The organism is Streptomyces sp. NPDC102402 (assembly GCF_044765765.1).
Lineage (GTDB): Bacteria > Actinomycetota > Actinomycetes > Streptomycetales > Streptomycetaceae > Streptomyces.
The window spans coordinates 565,262-584,133 of the sequence record NZ_JBIWKR010000002.1; the positions used below are offsets into that span (position 1 = coordinate 565,262).

18 protein-coding genes are annotated in these 18,872 nt (G+C 72.2%); 5 read left to right on the forward strand and 13 right to left on the reverse strand.

Going from position 1 to position 18,872, the window contains the following annotated elements:
* Positions 1-10: 10 nt before the first annotated feature.
* From phzG to ACIRJR_RS07530, 12 genes are all read right to left on the reverse strand, one after another.
* Positions 11-652, reverse strand: a complete 642-nt coding sequence (gene phzG / locus ACIRJR_RS07475; RefSeq protein ID WP_403775210.1) for a phenazine biosynthesis FMN-dependent oxidase PhzG — start codon at positions 650-652, stop codon at positions 11-13.
* 61 nt (positions 653-713) lie between these two features.
* Positions 714-1,427: a maleylpyruvate isomerase family mycothiol-dependent enzyme gene (locus ACIRJR_RS07480; RefSeq protein WP_403775213.1), complete on the reverse strand. Its 714-nt coding sequence runs from the start codon at positions 1,425-1,427 to the stop codon at positions 714-716.
* A gap of 3 nt (positions 1,428-1,430) precedes the next feature.
* Positions 1,431-3,656 carry an FAD/NAD(P)-binding protein gene (locus ACIRJR_RS07485; RefSeq protein ID WP_403775216.1) on the reverse strand — a complete coding sequence of 742 codons (2,226 nt, stop codon included), beginning with the start codon at positions 3,654-3,656 and terminating at the stop codon, positions 1,431-1,433.
* A 52-nt stretch (positions 3,657-3,708) separates the two neighbouring features.
* On the reverse strand, positions 3,709-4,836 hold the full coding sequence (locus tag ACIRJR_RS07490) for a pyridoxal-phosphate-dependent aminotransferase family protein (protein ID WP_403775219.1): 1,128 nt from the start codon (positions 4,834-4,836) through the stop codon (positions 3,709-3,711).
* Positions 4,837-4,919: 83 nt separating this feature from the next.
* Positions 4,920-5,765, reverse strand: a complete 846-nt coding sequence (locus ACIRJR_RS07495; RefSeq protein WP_403775222.1) for a hypothetical protein — start codon at positions 5,763-5,765, stop codon at positions 4,920-4,922.
* Entirely contained in the window at positions 5,762-6,409 is a 648-nt protein-coding gene (locus ACIRJR_RS07500; RefSeq protein WP_403775225.1) for a thymidylate kinase, read from the reverse strand. The genes ACIRJR_RS07495 and ACIRJR_RS07500 overlap by 4 nt, the downstream gene beginning before the upstream one ends.
* Positions 6,406-6,678, reverse strand: coding sequence for a phosphopantetheine-binding protein (locus tag ACIRJR_RS07505; RefSeq protein ID WP_403775228.1), 273 nt, complete (start codon positions 6,676-6,678; stop codon positions 6,406-6,408). The genes ACIRJR_RS07500 and ACIRJR_RS07505 overlap by 4 nt, the downstream gene beginning before the upstream one ends.
* Positions 6,679-6,753: 75 nt before the next feature.
* Positions 6,754-7,938 carry a nucleotidyltransferase family protein gene (locus ACIRJR_RS07510; protein WP_403775231.1) on the reverse strand — a complete coding sequence of 395 codons (1,185 nt, stop codon included), beginning with the start codon at positions 7,936-7,938 and terminating at the stop codon, positions 6,754-6,756.
* Positions 7,935-9,587, reverse strand: coding sequence for an amino acid adenylation domain-containing protein (locus tag ACIRJR_RS07515; protein ID WP_403775234.1), 1,653 nt, complete (start codon positions 9,585-9,587; stop codon positions 7,935-7,937). Before ACIRJR_RS07515 ends, ACIRJR_RS07510 begins: the two co-directional genes overlap by 4 nt.
* The gene (gene sbnB, locus ACIRJR_RS07520) at positions 9,584-10,645 is read right to left on the reverse strand and encodes a 2,3-diaminopropionate biosynthesis protein SbnB (RefSeq protein ID WP_403775237.1); all 1,062 of its coding nucleotides are present in this window, start codon (positions 10,643-10,645) and stop codon (positions 9,584-9,586) included. Before sbnB ends, ACIRJR_RS07515 begins: the two co-directional genes overlap by 4 nt.
* Positions 10,642-11,610 (reverse strand): 2,3-diaminopropionate biosynthesis protein SbnA, encoded by a 969-nt coding sequence (sbnA, locus tag ACIRJR_RS07525; protein WP_403775240.1) that lies wholly within the window; start codon positions 11,608-11,610, stop codon positions 10,642-10,644. The genes sbnB and sbnA overlap by 4 nt, the downstream gene beginning before the upstream one ends.
* A 46-nt stretch (positions 11,611-11,656) precedes the next feature.
* A complete protein-coding gene (locus ACIRJR_RS07530; RefSeq protein WP_403775243.1) occupies positions 11,657-12,517 on the reverse strand; it encodes an isocitrate lyase/phosphoenolpyruvate mutase family protein in 861 nt (286 codons plus the stop codon).
* 204 nt (positions 12,518-12,721) lie between these two features.
* On the opposite strand from ACIRJR_RS07530, the gene ACIRJR_RS07535 reads away from it, so the two are divergent.
* Genes ACIRJR_RS07535 through ACIRJR_RS07555 form a run of 5 tightly spaced genes read left to right on the forward strand, consistent with a single transcriptional unit; the run spans position 12,722 to position 18,235 of the window.
* A complete protein-coding gene (locus ACIRJR_RS07535) occupies positions 12,722-13,672 on the forward strand; it encodes an NAD(P)-dependent oxidoreductase (protein ID WP_403775246.1) in 951 nt (316 codons plus the stop codon).
* A 2-nt stretch (positions 13,673-13,674) separates the two neighbouring features.
* A complete protein-coding gene (locus ACIRJR_RS07540; protein ID WP_403775249.1) occupies positions 13,675-14,766 on the forward strand; it encodes a zinc-binding dehydrogenase in 1,092 nt (363 codons plus the stop codon).
* Positions 14,763-15,863, forward strand: a complete 1,101-nt coding sequence (gene argC, locus ACIRJR_RS07545; protein WP_403775252.1) for an N-acetyl-gamma-glutamyl-phosphate reductase — start codon at positions 14,763-14,765, stop codon at positions 15,861-15,863. Before ACIRJR_RS07540 ends, argC begins: the two co-directional genes overlap by 4 nt.
* Positions 15,853-17,076 (forward strand): phosphoglycerate kinase, encoded by a 1,224-nt coding sequence (gene pgk, locus ACIRJR_RS07550; RefSeq protein ID WP_403775255.1) that lies wholly within the window; start codon positions 15,853-15,855, stop codon positions 17,074-17,076. Before argC ends, pgk begins: the two co-directional genes overlap by 11 nt.
* A 31-nt stretch (positions 17,077-17,107) precedes the next feature.
* Positions 17,108-18,235, forward strand: a complete 1,128-nt coding sequence (locus tag ACIRJR_RS07555; RefSeq protein ID WP_403775258.1) for an iron-containing alcohol dehydrogenase — start codon at positions 17,108-17,110, stop codon at positions 18,233-18,235.
* On the opposite strand, the gene ACIRJR_RS07560 is transcribed toward ACIRJR_RS07555, so the two are convergent.
* Entirely contained in the window at positions 18,229-18,861 is a 633-nt protein-coding gene (locus tag ACIRJR_RS07560; RefSeq protein ID WP_403775261.1) for a DUF402 domain-containing protein, read from the reverse strand. The two genes, ACIRJR_RS07555 and ACIRJR_RS07560, sit on opposite strands and share 7 nt — an antisense overlap.
* Positions 18,862-18,872: the final 11 nt, after the last annotated feature.

Sequence of the window (18,872 nt, forward strand, 5' to 3'; positions counted from 1 at the left end):
GCCGGGCCCGTCACGGCTGGAGCCGGCGGTGGGACCAGGAGCCGGTCTCCGCCGGACGGTCGTAGCGCAGCCGGCGGTGCAACCGGTCGGGACTGCCGTACCAGAACTCGACGGCGTCCGGCACGAGCCGGTAGCCCGTCCACTCCGCGGGCCGGGACACCGGGTCGCCGGCCTCCACCAGGGCCCTGGCCCGCGCCTTGAGTTCCGCCTCGTCGTCGAGGGTGCGGCTCTGCCGTGAGACCGCCGTCGTGGCCTGCGCCTCAAGGGGCCGCCGGGCGAACAGGTCGTCGGACGCCCCGGCGTCCAGGACCTCCACCGGGCCCTGCACGGTGAGCTGCTGGAGCGTCTCGCGCCAGTAGAACGTCAGTGAGGCCGTGGGCGAGGCGGCCAGGTCCCGGCCCTTGCGGCTTCCCTGGAAGCTGGTGAACAGGAGCCCGCGCGCGTCGGCCTCCTTCACCAGCAGGACCCGGCTCGACACCCGGCCCGACGTGTCCACGGTCGCCAGGACCGCCGCGAGCGGCTCGCGGATCTCACGGGCCACCGCGGAGTCCAGCCAGTCGCGCATCAGCGCCAGCGGATCCTCGGGCGGCGTGTCGAACTCGGGCAGGACGAGAGTGGTGTCGCCACTGAGGGTCTGTCCCTGTGCTGTCATGTCGGTCTTGCTCCTTCGTCGTACTCGGGTGGGATGGGCACCGCCGCCAGGCCCGTCCCCGTCAGGGCCAGTTGCCCAGCTCCGGAAGGGTGTCGGCCGCTCCGTACGCCTTGGGGAGGCGCTCGCAGGGCCGTCCGGCGAGCCAGGCCGCCAGGGTGTTCCGGGAGCCGTGGACCGTGGTCGGTGCTCCCGTCCCGTACTCCCAGCGGCGGGCCGTGTCCCCCGGCAGGAGGACCGTGGTCCGGGTGTCGGGGAGCCGGGGCAGGAGGTAGTCGACGAGGTGCTCCTCGAGGGCGTCGCCCCAGTCCTCCACCCGGTAGCCGACGCCCAGGTCCGCGTAGTGGATGTGCACCTCGCGCCACCAGCACATCTGGGTGGCCAGCAGGTCGGAGTCGCGGTACGCGCACGGCAGGGCCCAGTCGTCCGGCCCGAGCTTGCCCCAGGCCTCCTCCAGCCGGCCGAGCCCGTCCTCCAGCGAGACCAGGAGTTCGGCCACGGGCCGCCCGGCCCCACGCTCGATGGAGGCGTCCCGGGTGGGCCGGCCGCCGTCGTACACCTCGACGGTCCGGCCTTCGAGCGCTGCCTCCGCCTGGCGCGCGAAGGCCCGTGCGAGATCGCCGAGATGGGTCAGGACGTGCCCCCGGGTCCATCCGGGCAGCACCGTCGCCGCGCGGGCGGCCGCCTCGTCCAGCGCGGCGGCGTCCTCACGCAGACGCGCGTGCGTGGACGCGATCTCGTCCAGCCGTCCCACTGATGTTCCGTGTGCGGTGGCCATCGGTCACACTCCTGTCGTGATGAGAGGGCCGCCCGGGTCGGCTGCGGCGGCGTCCTGCTTCCAGAACCCCCGCATCCAGCAGAGGATGTCCTGCATGACGTGATGATTCTGGTTCGGGCGGAGGGCTCCCAGCTGGAAGAACATCACGCCCTCGCTCGGGGGGCCCAACAAGGTTATGCGCCGGTCCACTTCGCCGTCCGCGCGTACGGGGTGGAAGTCCTCCGTGAGGTCGAGTCCGCCCGGCGCGAAGTCCGGGACGCCCACACCGGGGTTGCTCCACTTGCGGACGATTCCGCGTCGCAGCAGGTTCGGGTAGATCGGCAGGACGTCGTTCTCGGCGTCGAAGGGGTGGACCCGCGAGTCCACCAGGAGATCGACGGGCAGCACGGCACCGGTGGTGGTGCCGCGCACCACGAAGCGGCCGTCGGCCGCGTCGGTGACGACGTCGGCCCCGGGGCCCGCCGACACGTCGACCAGGCCGTGCCGGATCAGGGCACGGATCTTCTCCATCACCTCGAGTGCCGCCCCGTTGCAGAGACGGTTGTGGTGACGCATGAAGACGTCGAGGAAGTCACGGTGCGAGGACGCGTGCAGACCGCCGAAGTCCACGGCCGTCGCCAGCACGTCCCTCAGGTCCCGCCAGACGCCGTCGGCCGCGGTCTTCGCGGGGTTCGTCAGATTGTCCTGGGCCGCCCAGCGGTGGTCCACGTCGAGGAAGTCCAGAAGCGCGTCGCGGTACTCCTCGGGCGTGCCGAACGAGCCACGGTCGATCGGGCGGATCGAGCGCTCCCACGAGAAGCGCTGCCCCGCGACGTTCTTGGCGTGCCGCCAGGGGGACCGCGCCGTGTCGACGGCCGCCGCGAACGCCTCCGGGTCGTCCAGGAAGCCGGCCAGGGCCGAGGCCTGCGCGGGGCCGAAGACCACGTCCAGGAACCGGAGCAGCGCCGCCTCGGCGTCCCAGCCGAGTCCGGTCCCGGAGAGGGACGGCCCGCCGGCCAGCACACGGTCGATGACGTCCGCCGCCTCGTCGACGAGAGCCTCCACCGGGGCGAGCAGGCGCCGCACGGAGACGTCCGACGCCTGGCGCCGGCCGCCGTCGGCGAGGAACGCCTCGTACTCGGGGAGCACCGCCGAGACGAGACGCGCGCCGAAGTCCTCACCGAGCAGCGTCCTGTAGTAGAGGTAGGCCATCTCCAGCACGATCACCGGGAAGACGTGGTCCCGGAAGTCCAGCTGCCGCTGGCTCCTGCGCCCCACGGTCGCCGGGGTGCCCGCGGAGAGGCGCAGGCCGCGGATGGCCTCCTCGGTCAGGAACACGCCCCGGTGCTCCAGCCTCAGGGGATCGCGTTCCTTGGCGTTGTAGGGGCGCGCGAAGGTGAACAGTCCGGCCCGGCTGAACATGACGACGGAGTCCGGCTCCAGGCCGGAGGGCCGGTAGACCAGGCTGCCGTCGGGCTGTTCGTCGAAGGTGCCGCCCCTGCCCTCGCTCAGGTGCAGGATCACGTCGATGCCGGTGAGCCCCATCCCCACGCAGCCGACCGTCGTGCCCGGCCCGGCCTCCCCGGGGCCGAAGGCCGCTTCCAGCGGGTAGGCGGACGGCACGAACACGGCGCGGTGCCCGTCGGCGAACCGCCGCCACTCCGCCTGGCTCGGGTAGCGCGCGGGGTCGTTGGAGGAGTGCCCGGTCAGCATCAGGACGTGATCGGCTTCCACGACGCGCTCACCACCGCCCGTGAGGACGGCGAGGCGGCCGTCCGTCAGGTCCTCGAGGTCGGTGACCTCGGCATGGTGCAGATGGACCTCCACCCCGGGGACCTCCCGGAGCATCCTGACATACCGCTGGAACTGGTCCCGGAGAGCCAGGCCGTGCACGTACCGCTTCGGCCAGTGCTCGGCCGCCACGTCGAAGACGGGGTCCCGCGTCTCCTCGTACCGCAGACGGCACCATTCGAGCAGGGTGGGGCGGTCCTCCTTCGGCAGCAGGGGCCCGGCGCCCTCGACGCTCTCGTCGGCGGCGAACGCGACCTGCCCGACGATGCGGTTGAGGAAGCTGGTGACCGGCTGGTCGGGACTGTGGACCTGCCCGGCTCCGAACTGCCCGGCGCGGTCGAAGATGTGGACGTCGAGGGACACGGGCCCCGCCGCCGCCCGCGCCGTCGCGGCGAGCCGGTCCAGAACGTAGGTGCAGCTCGGGCCCGCGCCGACGATGGCCAGTCGGGTGGAACGCATAGGGTCGCTCTCCTTGGTCGTTACGGTGCGGACGGTCCGCTGCCTGGGCCGGTCAGATTCCGGGACCGGCGTACTTGCCGACGACCCGGTCGTAGGCGGCGAGGAACCCCTCGATGTCGGTGGCGTCGAGCTGGCCCATGTTGGCGACCCGGAAGACACCGCCCAGCTGAGCCTGGACCGAGTAGACGACGTATCCCTCGGCCTTGAGCCCGTCGTGGAGTTCGTCGTAGGTCATGCCGTCGGGCACGTAGACGTTGGTCACCGAGTTGGCGCGTTCGGCCGGCGGCAGCAGGAAGCGGACCCCACGCGCGGCCAGGCCTTCGCGCACCTGCTCGGCCAGCGCGTCGTAGCGGGCCCCTCGCCCCTGGACACCCTCGTCGAGCGACCGGTCGAGGGCTGCCTCCAGGGCGGTCATGACCTGGAGCGCCGGTGTGAAGAGCGGTGCCCCGAGGCGGTCCTGCGAGATGTAGTGGCCGTGCAGGTCGAGGTAGAAGGTGTGCGCCCGTACGTGCTCCAGCTGCTCCAGCCGCTCACGGGGGGCGGTGACGAAGCTGACGCCGGGCAGGCCCTCCACGCACTTGTTGGCCGTTCCGACGCACCAGTCGATGTTGTCGTCGCGCAGGTCGAGGCGCTCGGACCCGAGACTGCTGATGGCGTCGACGGCCAGCTGGCGGCCGTGCCTGGCGACCACGGCGCCGATCTCGCGCAGCGGATTGAGCATGCCGGTGCTCGTCTCGTGGTGGACGAGGCCCACGTGGGTGATGCCCGGGTCGTCGGCGAGCGCGCGGTCCACCGCGTCGACGTCGATCGGATTGCACCACCCGAACTCCATGCGGCGGTGCGGGATGCCGTGGACGTCGACGATGCGCCAGAGCCGCTCGCCGTAGTTGCCGTTGTCCAGGATGAGGATGCGGCCGTCGTCCGGGACGATCGAGGAGAACGTCGCCTCGAGCGCCGCCGTGCCCGAACCGGCCAGCAGGACCGAGGTGCAGCTGTCGTCGCCGCCGCTCAGCAGGGTCGCCTTCTCGCGGACGCGGGCCATCAGGGCGGCGGCCTCCGGCTCGCGGTGGCACTGGTCGGGTGAGGTCATTGCCGCGCGCACGTCGTCGTGGACGTTGACCGGGCCGGGGTTGAGCAGGACCAGACGGCCGGCGGGGGGCGTGACGGTGTTCTCGGGCATGCCGGGATCTCCTCGGTGAAGTCGGTCGAAGGTGGTGAGGGGCGTGGTCCGGGGCGGCTCGGGGAGCCGGCGGCCCGCCGCGCTCAGGTGAGGGGAGAGGTTCGGGTTATCAGGGTGTGCGGCAGGTCCTCGGGCCACCGGTCCATCGGTGCGAGCAGATGCCTCAGCGAGCCGGCGGAACGGTCACCGCGTGTGATCACGCACTCCGCGCCGCGCCGCGCGTGCGCCACCAGGGCGTCGACCTTGCCGTGCATCGCTCCGCTGGTGTCCCAGGCGGCGGTCTCCCAGACGAGGTCGTGGGCGGGTGCGGGGTCGTCGGCGCTGACCCGTGCCAGGACCGAGCTGTGGGGCCCGGTGCCGGTGAGGATGCCCGGGACGTCGGTGAGCGTGACGATCCGGACCGGAGCCAGGGCGTCGTCGACGAGCACGCCGGGGACGTGGTCGCTGCCGAGGATCCGCAGGCCGCCGTCGCGCGTCAGGATGCAGTCGCCGGACAGCACGGGCAGCACGCCCTTGCCGAGCAGCTCCCGCACGAGCGTCAGGTCGGCGGACGTCCCTTCCGGCCCGTCCGAGCACATGGCCGCCACCTGGAGCGGCAGGGCCCGGATGCCGGCCTCCCGGAACGCGGTCACCCAGGCCCACTTGACCGCGAACGTGGCGTGGGTGAGGCCGAGTACCGCGAAGTCGTCCGCGGCGTCGAGGTCCCGGACCGCGCCGTGGCCCAGGGCGCCACCGCCCGCGACGAAGACCGTCCGGCCCGGGAACGTCCGGACCAGGTCGGCGATCTGCGCGGCGTAGTCGCGCAGCGCCTCGGCGTCGAGGTGGTCGTCGGTGCGCTTGTCGGAGACGAGACTGCCCCCGACCTTGACCACCAGGGTGCGCGGGGCGGTCGTGCCGGCGCGCGGCAGGACGGCCGCCGGAGTGTTCACGCGCCCTCCGCGGTGGCTCCGCGTACGGCTCCGACGACCTGTCCCACGACCGTGTCGAGGGGGGCCCCGGCGTCCAGCACCGTCCATCCGAAGCGCTCGGCCCAGCCGTCGAGCACGTCGAGGATGCGTCCCTGGTGGGTCAGGAAGCTCTTCTGCGAGCACTCCTCGTCCATCCCGCACTCGTACGGGACGACGTCGCCGTCGGCCTTGCGCTCCCAGGCCTGCTCGGGGTCGATCCGCAGGTAGAGGACCCGGTCGGAAGCGGGGAGGCCCGACACGACGCTCTCCGCCCAGGCGCGGTCGAGCCCGTAGACGACCTCACTGGCGGCGTGCTTCATCCAGTACCCGTCGAGCAGGGTGACCGCACCCGGCCGGACGGCGGCGGGCGTGCGGCCCAGCAGCGCGTGGGAGATCGACCACATCAGGAACAGGAAACGGGTCGCGTTCGGCATCTCCGCGACGCACAGCCGGGTGTCGGGGACATCCGGGCGCATGAACCGGGCGGCGGGGTAGGCCGGGTTGTCGACGATGTCCCAGCGGTCCACCCTCTCGACCTCGGTGCCGAGCCCCGCCAGCCGTGTGGTGGCGAGCTTGGAGACGGTCGACTTGCCCGCCCCGTCCGAGCCCACGAGCGAGACGATCACCTGCCGGCCTCCTGGCTGGGTTCCCGGTCCAGCAGGCCGGAGACGACCGACCAGAGGATGCCGGGCGTCGCGAAGGACTGCTGGGTCAGGTGTTCGTCGGGGATCTCGATGTCGTACGTCTCCTCCAGCGTGACGACGAGTTCGACGATGGCGATGGAGTCGAGTCCGAGGCGCGGCAGATCGTCGTCCGCCCGCAGTCCGCCGTCCCGGCGCAGGTCGACGATCCGCAGCAACAGCGCCTCGAAGCGGCTGTCCCAGGGTGCGTTCATGAGAGTTCCCGGTGTCGGTGAGAGAGGTCGGTGGGAAGGGGGCGGCCGGCCGCGCCGGCGCCGCGGGCCCGCGGATCAGTCGTGGGGGACATTGGACTGGGCGCTGCCCTTCTTGCGGCCGGTCTCGAAGAGGCGGTCCAGGAAACCGAGGGACCAGCGGGCCGTCGTGCCGTCGAGGGTCCCGTACTGCTCCAGGTAGTCGGTGTCGTCCGGCCGCACGGAAGCGAGCACGTGGGCGGGGACGCTCTCCGGGTAGAGCTCGGCGGTGAAGTGGAGGGCGTAGTAGGCGATGGGGCCGGCCCCGTACTCCTCCACCCGGGCCAGGAAGTCCTTCCACAGCGCTTCGTCGTAGCCGGCGGCGACGAGCGCGAGGTCGAGGAACTTGCTGATCTGGAGGTCGACGCTGTCCTCGATGAAGCGGAGGCTGGTCGCCTCCTTGTGCAGGTGGGAGCAGAGGTCGAGGAGACGGTCCGCCGGGCCGGGGACCCAGGTGGCCGCGCCGCACAGGACGGTGGGCAGGCTGCGCTCCAGCAGCTGCGCCGCCGGGGCGGTGACCCCGGACTTCTTCTGGAAGATGTCGTGGCACAGGTCCACGTTGAACTCGGGGACGTCCGGACGGTTCCCCGCCTTCACGTACGGCAGCTGGTTGCTCAGGTTCACGCGCCAGAAGATCTGCGTCTTCCGGCTGAAGGGGCGTACGACCTCACCGTCGTCGGCGAGCTGCCCCTGGACGTATCCGAGGCGCTCCAGGACCTCGTGGGCCCGTGGGGCGTCCTCCCGGTCCACCAGCAGGTCCACGTCGTTGATCCGGCGCAGCCCCACGTCGGCGTACTCGCCCTCGGCCAGCGAGAACCCCTTGCGCACCGCGTGGCGCACCCCTGCCTCGCCGAGCTCGCGGAAGACCTGGCCGAACTCGTCGAACAGGGCGAGGTTCCTGGCACGGTTCCCGGTGTAGGCGGTGGTGAACACCCAGCTGTACGGGAAGCCCTTGGTGTCGCCGTCGGAGCGGCCCAGGCGGTGGGTGAAGACGTGGCGGCCGACCAGCGGAAGCAGCTTGTGGCGTGCCGCCGCGTCGCAGAACGCGCCCCAGTCGAGGTCGTCGCGCCCGGCCAGGGCACGGACCTCGGCCACCTGGGCGGCATCGAGGCGCACCCGGGCCAGGACCAGCAGCAGCCGGGCGTGCGGGGGGAGTCCCGAGGTGTCCGGTCCGGCCTGCGGCCGGGCGCCGGGCGCCGGGTTCTTCTCCGGTGCGGTGGTCATCGTGCCTCTTCCTGGTGGGCGGCCGCGAGGGACCTGTGGTCGACCTTGCCGTTGTGCGTGAGGGGCAGCGCCTCCCACTCCCGCCAGCGGCGGGGCACCATGGCCGGCGGGAGCGCGGAACGCACGGCCGCGTAGAGATCGTCGGACGTCACCGGTTCGCGGAGGGTGTAGTGGGCGACCAGCTCCGATCGCGCCCCGTCACCGGAGACCACCACGGCGCACCGCTCCACGGCCGGCTGCCGGCCCAGGACGGCTTCGATCTCGTCGAGTTCCATGCGTACGCCGGCGACCTTCACCTGGCGGTCCCCCCGGCCGAGGTAGTGCACGAGCCCGTCCTCGATCCGGGCGAGGTCGCCGGTGCGGTACAGGCGGCCGGTGGGGGAGGCGGGGTCGAACGGGTCGCGGAAGAAGGCGCGGTCGGTGGTCCCCGGGTCGTTGAGATAGCCGAGGCCGACCCCCTTCCCACCGACGAACAGTTCGCCCGGTTCGTCCGCGCCGGCGGCACGCCAGCGGCCGTCCTCGTCCTCCACCAGCAGGTAGAGGGCGGTGCTGAGGACGGGAGCACCGATCGGCAGCCGGGGGCGCCGCAGATCGGCCGGGGTCACCACGTGGTGGGTGACGTCGTCGGAGCACTCGGTGGGACCGTAGGCGTTGACCAGCGAGGCGTTCGGCAGCGCGGCCATGGCGCGCTCAGCCACCGCCGGGTGCAGTTCCTCGCCGGTGGAGAGAAGGCTGCGCAGCGACCGCAGGGGCGCCTGATCGCGTCTGACGGTCTCGTCGACGAGCCACCCGAGGACGGTGGGGACGAGCTCCACGACGGTGACCCCGTGGGCGTCGAGTGTCTTCACCAGACGGCGGGGGAAGCGCATGACGGTGTCGTCCACGATCACGAGGTGGCCGCCGACCATCAGCGGGCAGAGCATCTGCCAGATCGAGATGTCGAAGACGAGCGGAGCGGTGAACGCCACCACGTCGTCCCCGGTCAGCGACAGGTCGACGACCTTGGCCCACAGGTGGTTGAGCATTCCCTGGTGCTCGACGGTGGCGCCCTTGGGCCGTCCGGTCGTGCCCGAGGTGAAGATGGTGTAGCGGGCCTCGTGGGAGCGGTCGGACGCGTCGCGGGGCGGTGGGCCGCCCGGTGCGGTGACGGCGGGCACGGACGCCGTGGCCACCCCGGCCGCGCGGGCCGCCTCCAGGGCCGGTGCCGAGGCGGGGCCGCCGGTGTAGTCGAGGAGGAGGGTGGCGCGGCTGCGTCCGAGCACGTCGCGGACCCGTTCCTGCGGCCAGTCGAGATCGGCCGGAAGGTAGGAGGCGCCGACGCTCTCCAGGGCGAGGAACACGACGGGTGTGCCGGTGCCGCGCGGACCCACGCAGGCGACGACGTCCCCCGCGCCGACACCCCGGCCGATCAGCAGGGTGCGGACGGCTGCGACCCGTTCGGCCAGCTCGCCGTAGCCCACCGTACGCGCGCCCTCGGTGACGGCCGGGCGGCCGGGATCCTTCGCGGCGTGCTCCAGCACGTGTTCCAGGACACCGGTCGCCGTGTCCACGTCCCCGGCGGCGGTCAGCGCGGACGCCCTGGCCCGCTCGAAGGCGCCTTCCGCGAGGGGGAGTTCCGCCCAGACGCGGCCCTCGGCCGGGGCGGTCATCGGTCCCCGCCCCGGGACGCGGGCGCACGGTGGCGCTCCAGGTCGTGGAAGAAGCCGTCGACGACGGCGAGTTTCCCGCTCTCACGGGCGCGCGTGTACACGTGGTCCCCCACGGCGAGGTCGAGCACGCCCAGCCCGAAGGGGGAGAAGACGACGGTCCTGTCGGCGGGCGGGGTGAACCGGTCCGTCAGGACGTCGTACAGGGTTCCGCCGATGAACTCGCGCCCCCCGGTGAGCTGTTCCGCCAGGTGGACCGAGGTATCGGCCTTGAGTACGTGTTCGACGTCGTCCACCACGTTGACGCTGTCCAGCACGACGTCGGTGCCGAGGTCGCGCAGCGACACGTGCAGGACCAGCGGATGGTGGGCGAACCACGACGGGTCGGTGAGGTGGGGGGCCGAGGCCGTGGTGGCGAGGACGACGACGTCGCAGGACCGGATCAGGGACTCGGCGGTGTCGTGGACGCGGACGGTGCCCGCGTCGCCGGTGCTCCTCAGGTGGCCGGCGAACGCCTCGGCGTACTCCTGCGACAGATCGTGCACTCCGGTCTCCTCCGGCTCCCAGCCCAGGGAGGAGAGGTAGGTGTGCAGGTAGCGCGCGATGAGTCCGGTGCCGATGTAGCCGACGCGGCGCGGTGCGGGCCGGTCACGGGTCAGGGCGCGGGCGGCCACGGCCGCGGACGCGGCGGTGCGCACGGCACTGATGATCGAGCTCTCCAGACAGGCGTACGGGTAGCCGGTCTCGGGGGTGTTGAGCACCAGCACGGCGGATGCGCGGGGGATGCCGCGCTCCAGGTTGGAGGGAAAACTGGCGATCCACTTGATGCCGTCCACCGCGCGGTCACCGCCGACGGACGCGGGCAGCGCGATGATCCGGGAGGCGGGCCGGTCGGGGAAGCGCAGGAAGTAGGAGGGAGGGTTGACGGTCCGGGCCTCACCGTGCAGCAGGTAGGTCTTCTCGACGAGCCCGGTCACCTCCTCCTGCCGTCCGTCGAGCATCTCGTGCACGGTGGTGCCGGGGACCACCGCGAAGTCCGGTGCCGCAGCTGGGTTGTTCACGTGTTCTCCAGGAGGTCCTGCGTGCCGGGGCCGTAGTGGCGCTCCACCCACGCGTCGTCGTAGACCGTGTCCATGTAGCGCTCGCCGAGGTCGGGGGCGATGGCCACGGAGGTCAGCCGGTCGCTGTCGTGCTGCTTCAGCCACTCGGTCGCCCCGCCGACCACCGTTCCCGAGGAGCCGCCGAGCAGTACGCCGTGGCTCGCCAGGCGGCGGCACATGCGGACGGCATCGGCCTCCCGCACCCGCACGACCTCGTTCACGAGGGACGCGTCGATCAGCGGCATGGGGGTGCTCGCCCCCAGCCCGGGGATGTGCCGTGGCCCGGGGGCACCGGAGAAGTTCACCGAGCCGACGCTGTCCACGGCGACGATGTGGACGCTCGGACGGTGCTCCCGGAAGTAGCGGGCGCACCCCATGAGGGTGCCTCCGGTGCCCGTGCCGATGAACAGCGTGTCCAGCCGGGGGAACTGCTTGGCGATCAGGGCGGCCGTGTTCTCGTAGTGCGCGACCCAGTTGGCGGGGTTCTCGTACTGGTTGAGCCAGACGTACGACGGGTCCTCGGCGCAGCGGGCGCGGACCCGCGCCTTGCGCGCCGCCAGGTAGCCGCCCGCGGCGTCGGGTTCGTCGACCACGACGACCTCCGCCCCCAGGGCCCGCATGAGGTCGGCCGCCGCCGGATTGCACTTGGGGTCGGTCACGCAGACGAAGCGGAGCCCCTTGGCCGCGGCGATCACGGCCAGGGCGACGCCCAGGTTGCCGGACGACGACTCGATCAGGACCGAGTCGGGGCCTATGAGCCCGTCGCGCTGCGCCGTGGTCACCATCCACGCGGCGGGCCGGACCTTGACCGAACCGGCGAAGTTGAACCCCTCGCACTTGAGGTAGAGACGGCAGTTCAGCAGCCGCCGGAGGTCCAGATAGACCTCGTTGTCCAAGAGCTCATCCGCTCCGGTGATGATGGTCATGCGCTCCGTTCACCTCCGTCCGTCCACCGGATGCCGCAGGGACGGCTCACGCGCCGAGCTTTTGCCAGTCGCCCATCCGCTGCAGGTCGAAGATGTCCCGCACGGCGGCGATCTCCGGTTCCAGAGCGGTGGTGTCCCCGGCCTCGTAGATCGCGCGGTAGGTGGCGCGGAGCGCGGACAGGGTGGCGCGCATGCCCTGGTTCGCGTAGATGACGACCGAGACGCCGGCCTCGCGGACGTCGTCGATGTGCCAGTCGGGGTAGGTGGTGGGCACGATCACCACCGGGACGCGCTGGTCCCAGCGGTCCAGGAAGGCGAGCACCTCGTCCTTGGTGGGCGCCTTGGAGTGGATCAGCACCGCGTCGGCGCCGGAGTCGGCGTAGGCGAAGCAGCGTTCGACGGCTTGGTCGAGTCCCGCCCCGGAGATGAGCGCCTCGGTGCGGGCGATGACGAAGAACTCCTCGGAGGACTGCACCGCCTTGGCGGTCTCGATCTTGCTCGCGAAGGCCTTGGTGGAGAGCAGCGTCTGGTCACCGTCGGCGAAGCTGTTCATCTTCGGGAAGAGCTTGTCCTCCATGCAGACCGCCGTGATGCCGGCCCCTTCGAACTCGTGGACCATGTGCGCCACGTTGTAGTTGCCGCCGTACCCGGTGTCGCAGTCCGCCACGACCGGGATGTCGAGGGCCTTCTGGATGTTGGCCGCTGCCTCCAGGTACTCCGTCATGCTCAGGATGCTCGCGTCGGGCAGGCACCGGGACGCGGAGACCTCGAAACTCGACGACCACACGGCCTGGAATCCGGCCTCCTGGGCCAGGACCCCGCTGAGCGCGTGGTGGGCGCCCGCGACCCTGACCACGTCGTGGGACGCGAGTACGGAACGGAAAGAGGCAGAGTTGCGCTTGAGCATCTACGGCCTTTCTTGGGACGTCACGAGACGGTGCTGAGCCCGTCGGTCACCAACTTGGGCAATTTCTTTACAGCGTGCTGTGCTGGCGATTATCGCGAGTGTCCACGTCCGGCAGCTCGATGAAGGTAGAGGCGGGCAGGCGCGTGTGTCAATGACTCTGTCAATTACTTGCCAAGCCTTGCGGTCTGCGGTTGGATCGACGGCATGACCTATCGAGCACGCGTCGTCGTCCTGGACCCCGTGTCCGCGGACGCCCTTGCGGACCTGGGGCGGGACCACGACATCACGGTGCGGATCCAGCCCGCCCACGAGGAACTCCTCGACCTGGCCGCCGATGCCGACGCCCTGGTCGTGCGCAGCGGCGTGCGGATCACCGGAGACGTGATCCGGCGCGGCAGCCGGCTGAAGGTGGTGGCACGGGCGGGCTCCGGAACCGACAACATCGACCTCGCGGCCTGCCGCGAGGCCGGGGTGCAGGTGTTCAACCTGCCGGGCGTCTCCGCGCCCGCGGTGGCGGAGCTGGCTCTCGGCCTGATGCTCGCGGTCACCCGCAACATCGCCCTCGCCGACAGGCAGGTGCGCGGGGGCGAGTGGAACAAGCCCCAGCTCGCCGGCCCGGTCCTCCACGGGCGGGTCCTCGGCGTGGTGGGCCTGGGACCGATCGGCTCCCACATCGCGGGCCTCGGCCTCGCCCTCGGGATGCGCGTCCTGGCCGCGGTCGAGCGGCCCACTCCGGAACGCGACGAGGAACTGCGGCTGCGGGACATCGAACGGGTGCACCTGGACGACCTGCTGGGCCGCTCGGACATCGTGTGCCTCGCCGTACCGCTCACCGCGGGCACGCAGAACCTCGTCGGCGCGGCGGAACTGGCACGGATGCACCCCCGGTCCTACCTCATCAACGTGTCCCGGGGCGGCGTGGTGGACGAGGAGGCGCTGCTGGCCGCCCTGACCTCGGGAGCCCTGGCCGGCGCCGGACTCGACGTACACGGCCGGGAGTCCGGCACCCCGGACCTCGGCGCCCTCGACAACGTGGTGCTCACCCCCCACATCGGTGCGACCAGTACCGACGCCCAGGAACGGGTCGGCCGCCTGCTCGTCGAGGAACTCCGGTCCGTCCTGACGGGCGCGGACGCGACGAACAGGGTGTGCTGACCATGACGACCGCACCGGAAGCACCCGCCACCATGCGTGCCGCCGTCCTGACCGCTGAACGGTCCCTGGTGTACCGGGAGACCGCCGCGCCCGAACCCGGCCCGGGCGAACTGCTCGTCCGGGTGGCGGCCACCGGGATCTGCGGCTCCGACCTCGCCGCCTACCGGGGGACGCACCCGTACAAGAAGGCGCCCGCGGTCCTGGGACACGAGTTCTCCGGGACCGTGGTCCGTGTCGGCGAGGAGGTGACCGGGTTCGCCCCCGGTGACCTGGTCTGCTCTGCCGCGTTCTCCCACTGCGGCTCCTGCGCGGAGTGCGAGGGCGAGGCCCCGCACCTGTGCTCCCGCAAGCGCAACCTCAGCCACCTCGACTGGACCGGGTCGTTCGCGGATCTGGTGGTCCTGCACCCCAACATGGCCCACCGGCTGCCGCCCGGAACGCACCCGCTGGCCGGGGCGCTGGTCGAACCGCTCTCGATCGGCCGGCACGCGATGCGGCTCGCCGACGTGGACGGAGCGGACCGCCGCGTCGCCGTCCTCGGATCCGGCACCATCGGGCTCAGCTGCCTCGTCGCCACCCGCGCGCTCGGCCGGGCCACCGTGGCCTGCGTGGACCTCGGCGCGGCGAAGGGCGAGACGGCGCGAGGACTCGGTGCCGACGCCTACGTCGACGCCGGGGAGGGGGATCCGGTCGCCGGAGTCCGCGACGCCCTGGGGGGACCGGCCGACGTGGTCGTGATCGCCTCGGGCTATCCCGGGGTCACCGACCACGCGATCGGGGCGGTCCGCCCCGGAGGCGTCGTCGTGATCGTCAGCTACTTCGACGGCCCACACCCGGTCGACCTGAACTCCCTCGTGGGCCGCGAGCTGACCGTGCGCGGCTCCGCCCTGTCCACACCCCGGGACTTCGACGAGGTGATCGAACACCTCGCGACCGGCTCCGTCGACGTGCTCCCGATGATCACGCACCACTTCGGACTCGACGACGCCGCGTCGGCGCTTCGCCTGATGGACCGGCCCGACGTACCCACGGGCAAGATCATGATCCATGTGAGCACCGACCCGGACGAGTTCACGAACGGATGGAACGCATGAGCGACGACGGCATACGGGCGGCGGTCATCGGAGGCACCGGCTACACGGGCGGCGAGACGTGCCGCCTGCTCCTCGGACATCCGCAGGTGTCCGAGATCCTGCCCACGTCCCGTGGAACCGAGTCCTTCGAACGCGTCCATCCGAACCTCCTCGGATCGGGACTGCGCTTCCACGACGCCGAGGACATCGAGGCCCAGGCCTCCTCCCTGGACGTCGTGTTCCTGTGCACCCCCTCGGGCGAGGCCATGCGGCGGGCGCCCGCGCTGCTCGACGCCGGGGCGCGGGTGATCGACCTCAGCGCCGACTTCAGGTTCTCCGACCCCCTGGCCTACCGCGCCGCCCACGGACGGGAGCACACCGCCCCCCAGCTGCTCCCGGAGGCCGTGTACGGGGTCACCGAGTGGCACCGCGACCTGCTGGCGGGGGCGCGCCTCGTCGCCAATCCGGGGTGCTACGTCATCACCGCCCTGCTGGGACTCGAACCGCTCCTGTCCGCACGGCTCGCCGAGCCGGGGGCACCGCTGCACATCGCCGCGGTCAACGGGACGACGGGCGCGGGGATCAAGCCGCGGACCGAGACCCTGCACGCGGAGGTCCACGGTTCGATGCTGCCCTACAGCCTCCAGGGACACCGGCACGCGCCGGAGCTCGAGGACCGCCTCCCCGGCGGGCCGGGCGGCCCGGTCACGGTCGACCTCAGTACCGCGCACGGCCCCTTCGCCCGTGGGATCTACATCCAGGCGAGCGTCCGCGTCCGCGAGGAGATGCGCGAGGAGGTCTCGCGGAGCATGCTCCTGGACCTCTACACCGAGCGCTACGGCGCCGGCTCCGAGGGCGAGTTCTTCGTCCGGGTCAACACGGAGTCCGGTACCGGCGGCCTCACGGACAAGGACTACCGAAGGTATCCCGGCCTGGCCGGAGTCACCGGCTCCAACTTCTGCCACATCGGGCTGGACTACGACGTCCGCCGCGGTATCGCCAAGGTGGTCGCGGTCACGGACAACCTCGTCAAGGGGGCGGCCGGGTCCGCCGTACAGAACATGAACGTGATGTTCGGCCTCGACGAGACGGCCGGACTCCGCGGTTATGGTCTCTGACGCCCGGCGGGGCGATCCGCTCGCCGGCGTCCCCCTGCTCGCCGACCGGACCGTGGCCCCGGGCGAGCGGTGGATCCACTCCGCCGGCTTCAACGTGGGGCCGGACCTCGCCAGCACCGGCCGCGTCGACAGCGAACTCGACGACCTGCGGCTGCTGTCCGACGCCGGCGCCCGGGTGGCTGTCCTCTCCCACCAGGGCAGCCACCGGGACGGCAGCGCGACCGCCCTGGACCACATCGCCGCGTACCTGTCCCGGCGACTGGACCGGCCGGTGCGGTACGTACCCGAGAACGCCTCCGACGCCGCCGTGGAGGAGGCCCGCCGGCTGCGCCCCGGAGACATCGCCCTGTTCGGCAACACCAGGCACCACGCGGGCGAGGAACGCGGGGACGACGACCTCGCGCGCCGGTTCGCACTGCTGGGAGACCGGGTCGCGGTCGGCGGCTTCTCCAAGGCGCACCGGGCGCACGCCTCGAACACCGGTCTGCTGCGCCGGCTGCCGGGCTACGCCGCCCGGAGTCTGGTGGCGGACGTGCGATTCATGGCTCCCTGGTGCGACGGCGGCTCCCCGGGCCCGTCGGCCGCCGTGCTGGGCGGCCGGAAGAAGGAGAAGACGTGCGTGGGGCTGGTACACGCCCTGCGCACCTGCGCACTCGTCGTCCCGGGCGGAGTGGTGCTCAACACCGTGCTGCGCGCCCTCGGCCACGAGATCGGGGCGTCCGACACCGGCAGTCACCCCGAGGCGTGCCTGGACGCGGCGCGCACCGCGCTGCGGACCGGGGGCCGGGCACGGCTGCACGTTCCGGCCACCGTCCGGGCCGCGCCCGTGAACGGCAGGAGGATCACCGGCGCCGCCACGCCGGTCGCCGTCGCCGACGGCGTACCGCCGGGCCACGCGATCGTGGACTTCGCACTGGAACCCTGGGCCGCCCGCATGCTCGCGCGCATGTCCAGGACGGTGGTCGCCGGAACACCGTCCCGCTACCTCGACGGCCACCGCGGGTCCTCCGACGCGATCCTCTCGGCCCTGGCAGCCGCCCCCGGCAGGACCCTCCTGCTCGGAGGGGACACCGTGGCCGAACTCCCCTGGGACGGACCGGTGTCGACGGGCGGAGGATCGGCTCTCCACCTGCTGTCCACGGGCACCTGCGCGGTCCTGGACGCGCTCAGGGACAACGCCGCCCGGCCCGGCCAGGACACCTCGCGCGCGTGACCCGCCACGCCGCTACCGATGGAGTGATCAGATGAAGCTGGACATGGACCTGGACGTCTCCACCCGCGTCGAGTTCGGCCGCGGTGAACTGGACCGCACCGGCGTCCACGCCGCCGGTTGCGGGGAGCACGCGATGGTCGTCACCGGACGGACGGCGGCCAGGGCGAACGGCTATCTCGACCGGATCGTCACCTCGCTCGGCAAGGCGGGCCTGCGCGTCACGGTCTTCGACGGCGTCTCGGCGAACCCGGCCTCGCACGAGGTGGACGAGGCCGCGGCCCTGGCGCGGTCCCGGGGCTGCGACCTCGTCGTGGGCCTCGGCGGAGGCAGTGCCCTCGACGCGGCCAAGGGCGTCGCGGTCGCCGTGCCGCACGGGGGTACGATCCGGGACCTCATCGGGGGGACGCTGGCCCCGGACGCGCCCGCCCTCCCCCTGGTGGCCGTCCCCACCACCGCCGGCAGCGGTTCGGAGGTCACCAGGGGAGCGATCATCACGGACACGGTGCGGATGTTCCGCGCCGGCGTCCGAGGCCCCGCGGTCGCCCCGCGCGTCGCGGTCGTCGACCCGGACCTGATCGCCTCGGTCCCGCGCCAGGTCATGGCCGACACGGTCTTCGACTCGTTCGCCCACGCCGTCGAGGGCTGTGTGGCCGCCCGTGCGGACGAGGCGAGCCGGGGCCGGGCACACCTGGCCATCGAGCTGATCGCCGCCCACCTGCCCGGCGCACTGGACGGCGACGTGTCGCCGGAGGCGCGCGAGGCACTGTGCAGGGCGGCCCTGCTGGGCGGATCGAACGTCGCCCACGTCAGCACCTGCCTGCCCCACCGGCTCCAGCAGGCCATGGGCGCGGTCCCGGGGCTGGACATCTCGCACGGCAGAGGCCTCGCGATCCTGTATCCGAGCTGGCTGCGGCACACCGAGCCGCTGGCACCCGACGCGTTCGCCGCGGTCGCCGAACTGCTCGGCGGCCCCACCGTCCACGACGCGGTGGACCGTCTCCGCACCTCGGCGGGCCTGAACGGCAGGCTGCGCGACCACGGGGTGGGCCGGGACGACCTGGACCGGTTCGTCGTCTCGGTGACGGGAAACCTGGACAACGATCCCGCGGGGCAGGCCGGCCAGGACTACCTGCGCACCCTCTACGCCGAGTCCTACTGAAGGACGGACGGCGGCCCGGCGGACACGTCCGCCGCCGGGCCGTCCCCGATCGCGACGGGGCCCGGCACGGCCCAGGCCGCGGGAGCGCGCCAGTGGCGCCACTCCTCCCACCAGCACTCGCCCCTGCCGATCAGAGCCTCGACCTCGCGGGCCGCGGCCCGTACGGTGGCCTCCTCGCCGGGCGTGAAGCCGCCCGTCCGCACACGCTCCTCGAAGTGATCGACGTCCTTCCAGCGGTACGGCGAGCCGTCACCGGGAATGATCAGATCCAGTTCGTGGTCGAGGGTGTCGAAGCCCCGTGCCGTACGCGCCAGCGGCGCCTGGAAGTTGACGTACCACTCGACCAGTGCCTCGTCGTCCCAGCGGCCCCACACGGAGTAGGCCTCGCCGGCCCGCTGCAACTGCAGCACCCCGGAGGACTGCCACGCGTGGGCGAACTCGGTCCAGGGGTGCAGCCCCCAGCGGAAATCGCCCCACCCGAACGAGAGCGGAGTGCCCTGCGCCAGGTACACGGCCAGCGTGCGCCCGTCGTCGCCCGCCACCGTGACCGGATAGACCAGCCATTCACGGCCGTCCAGGACTTCTCTTCGGACGATGACCTCACCCGCACGGAAACGTGACCCCATGGGCCGACATC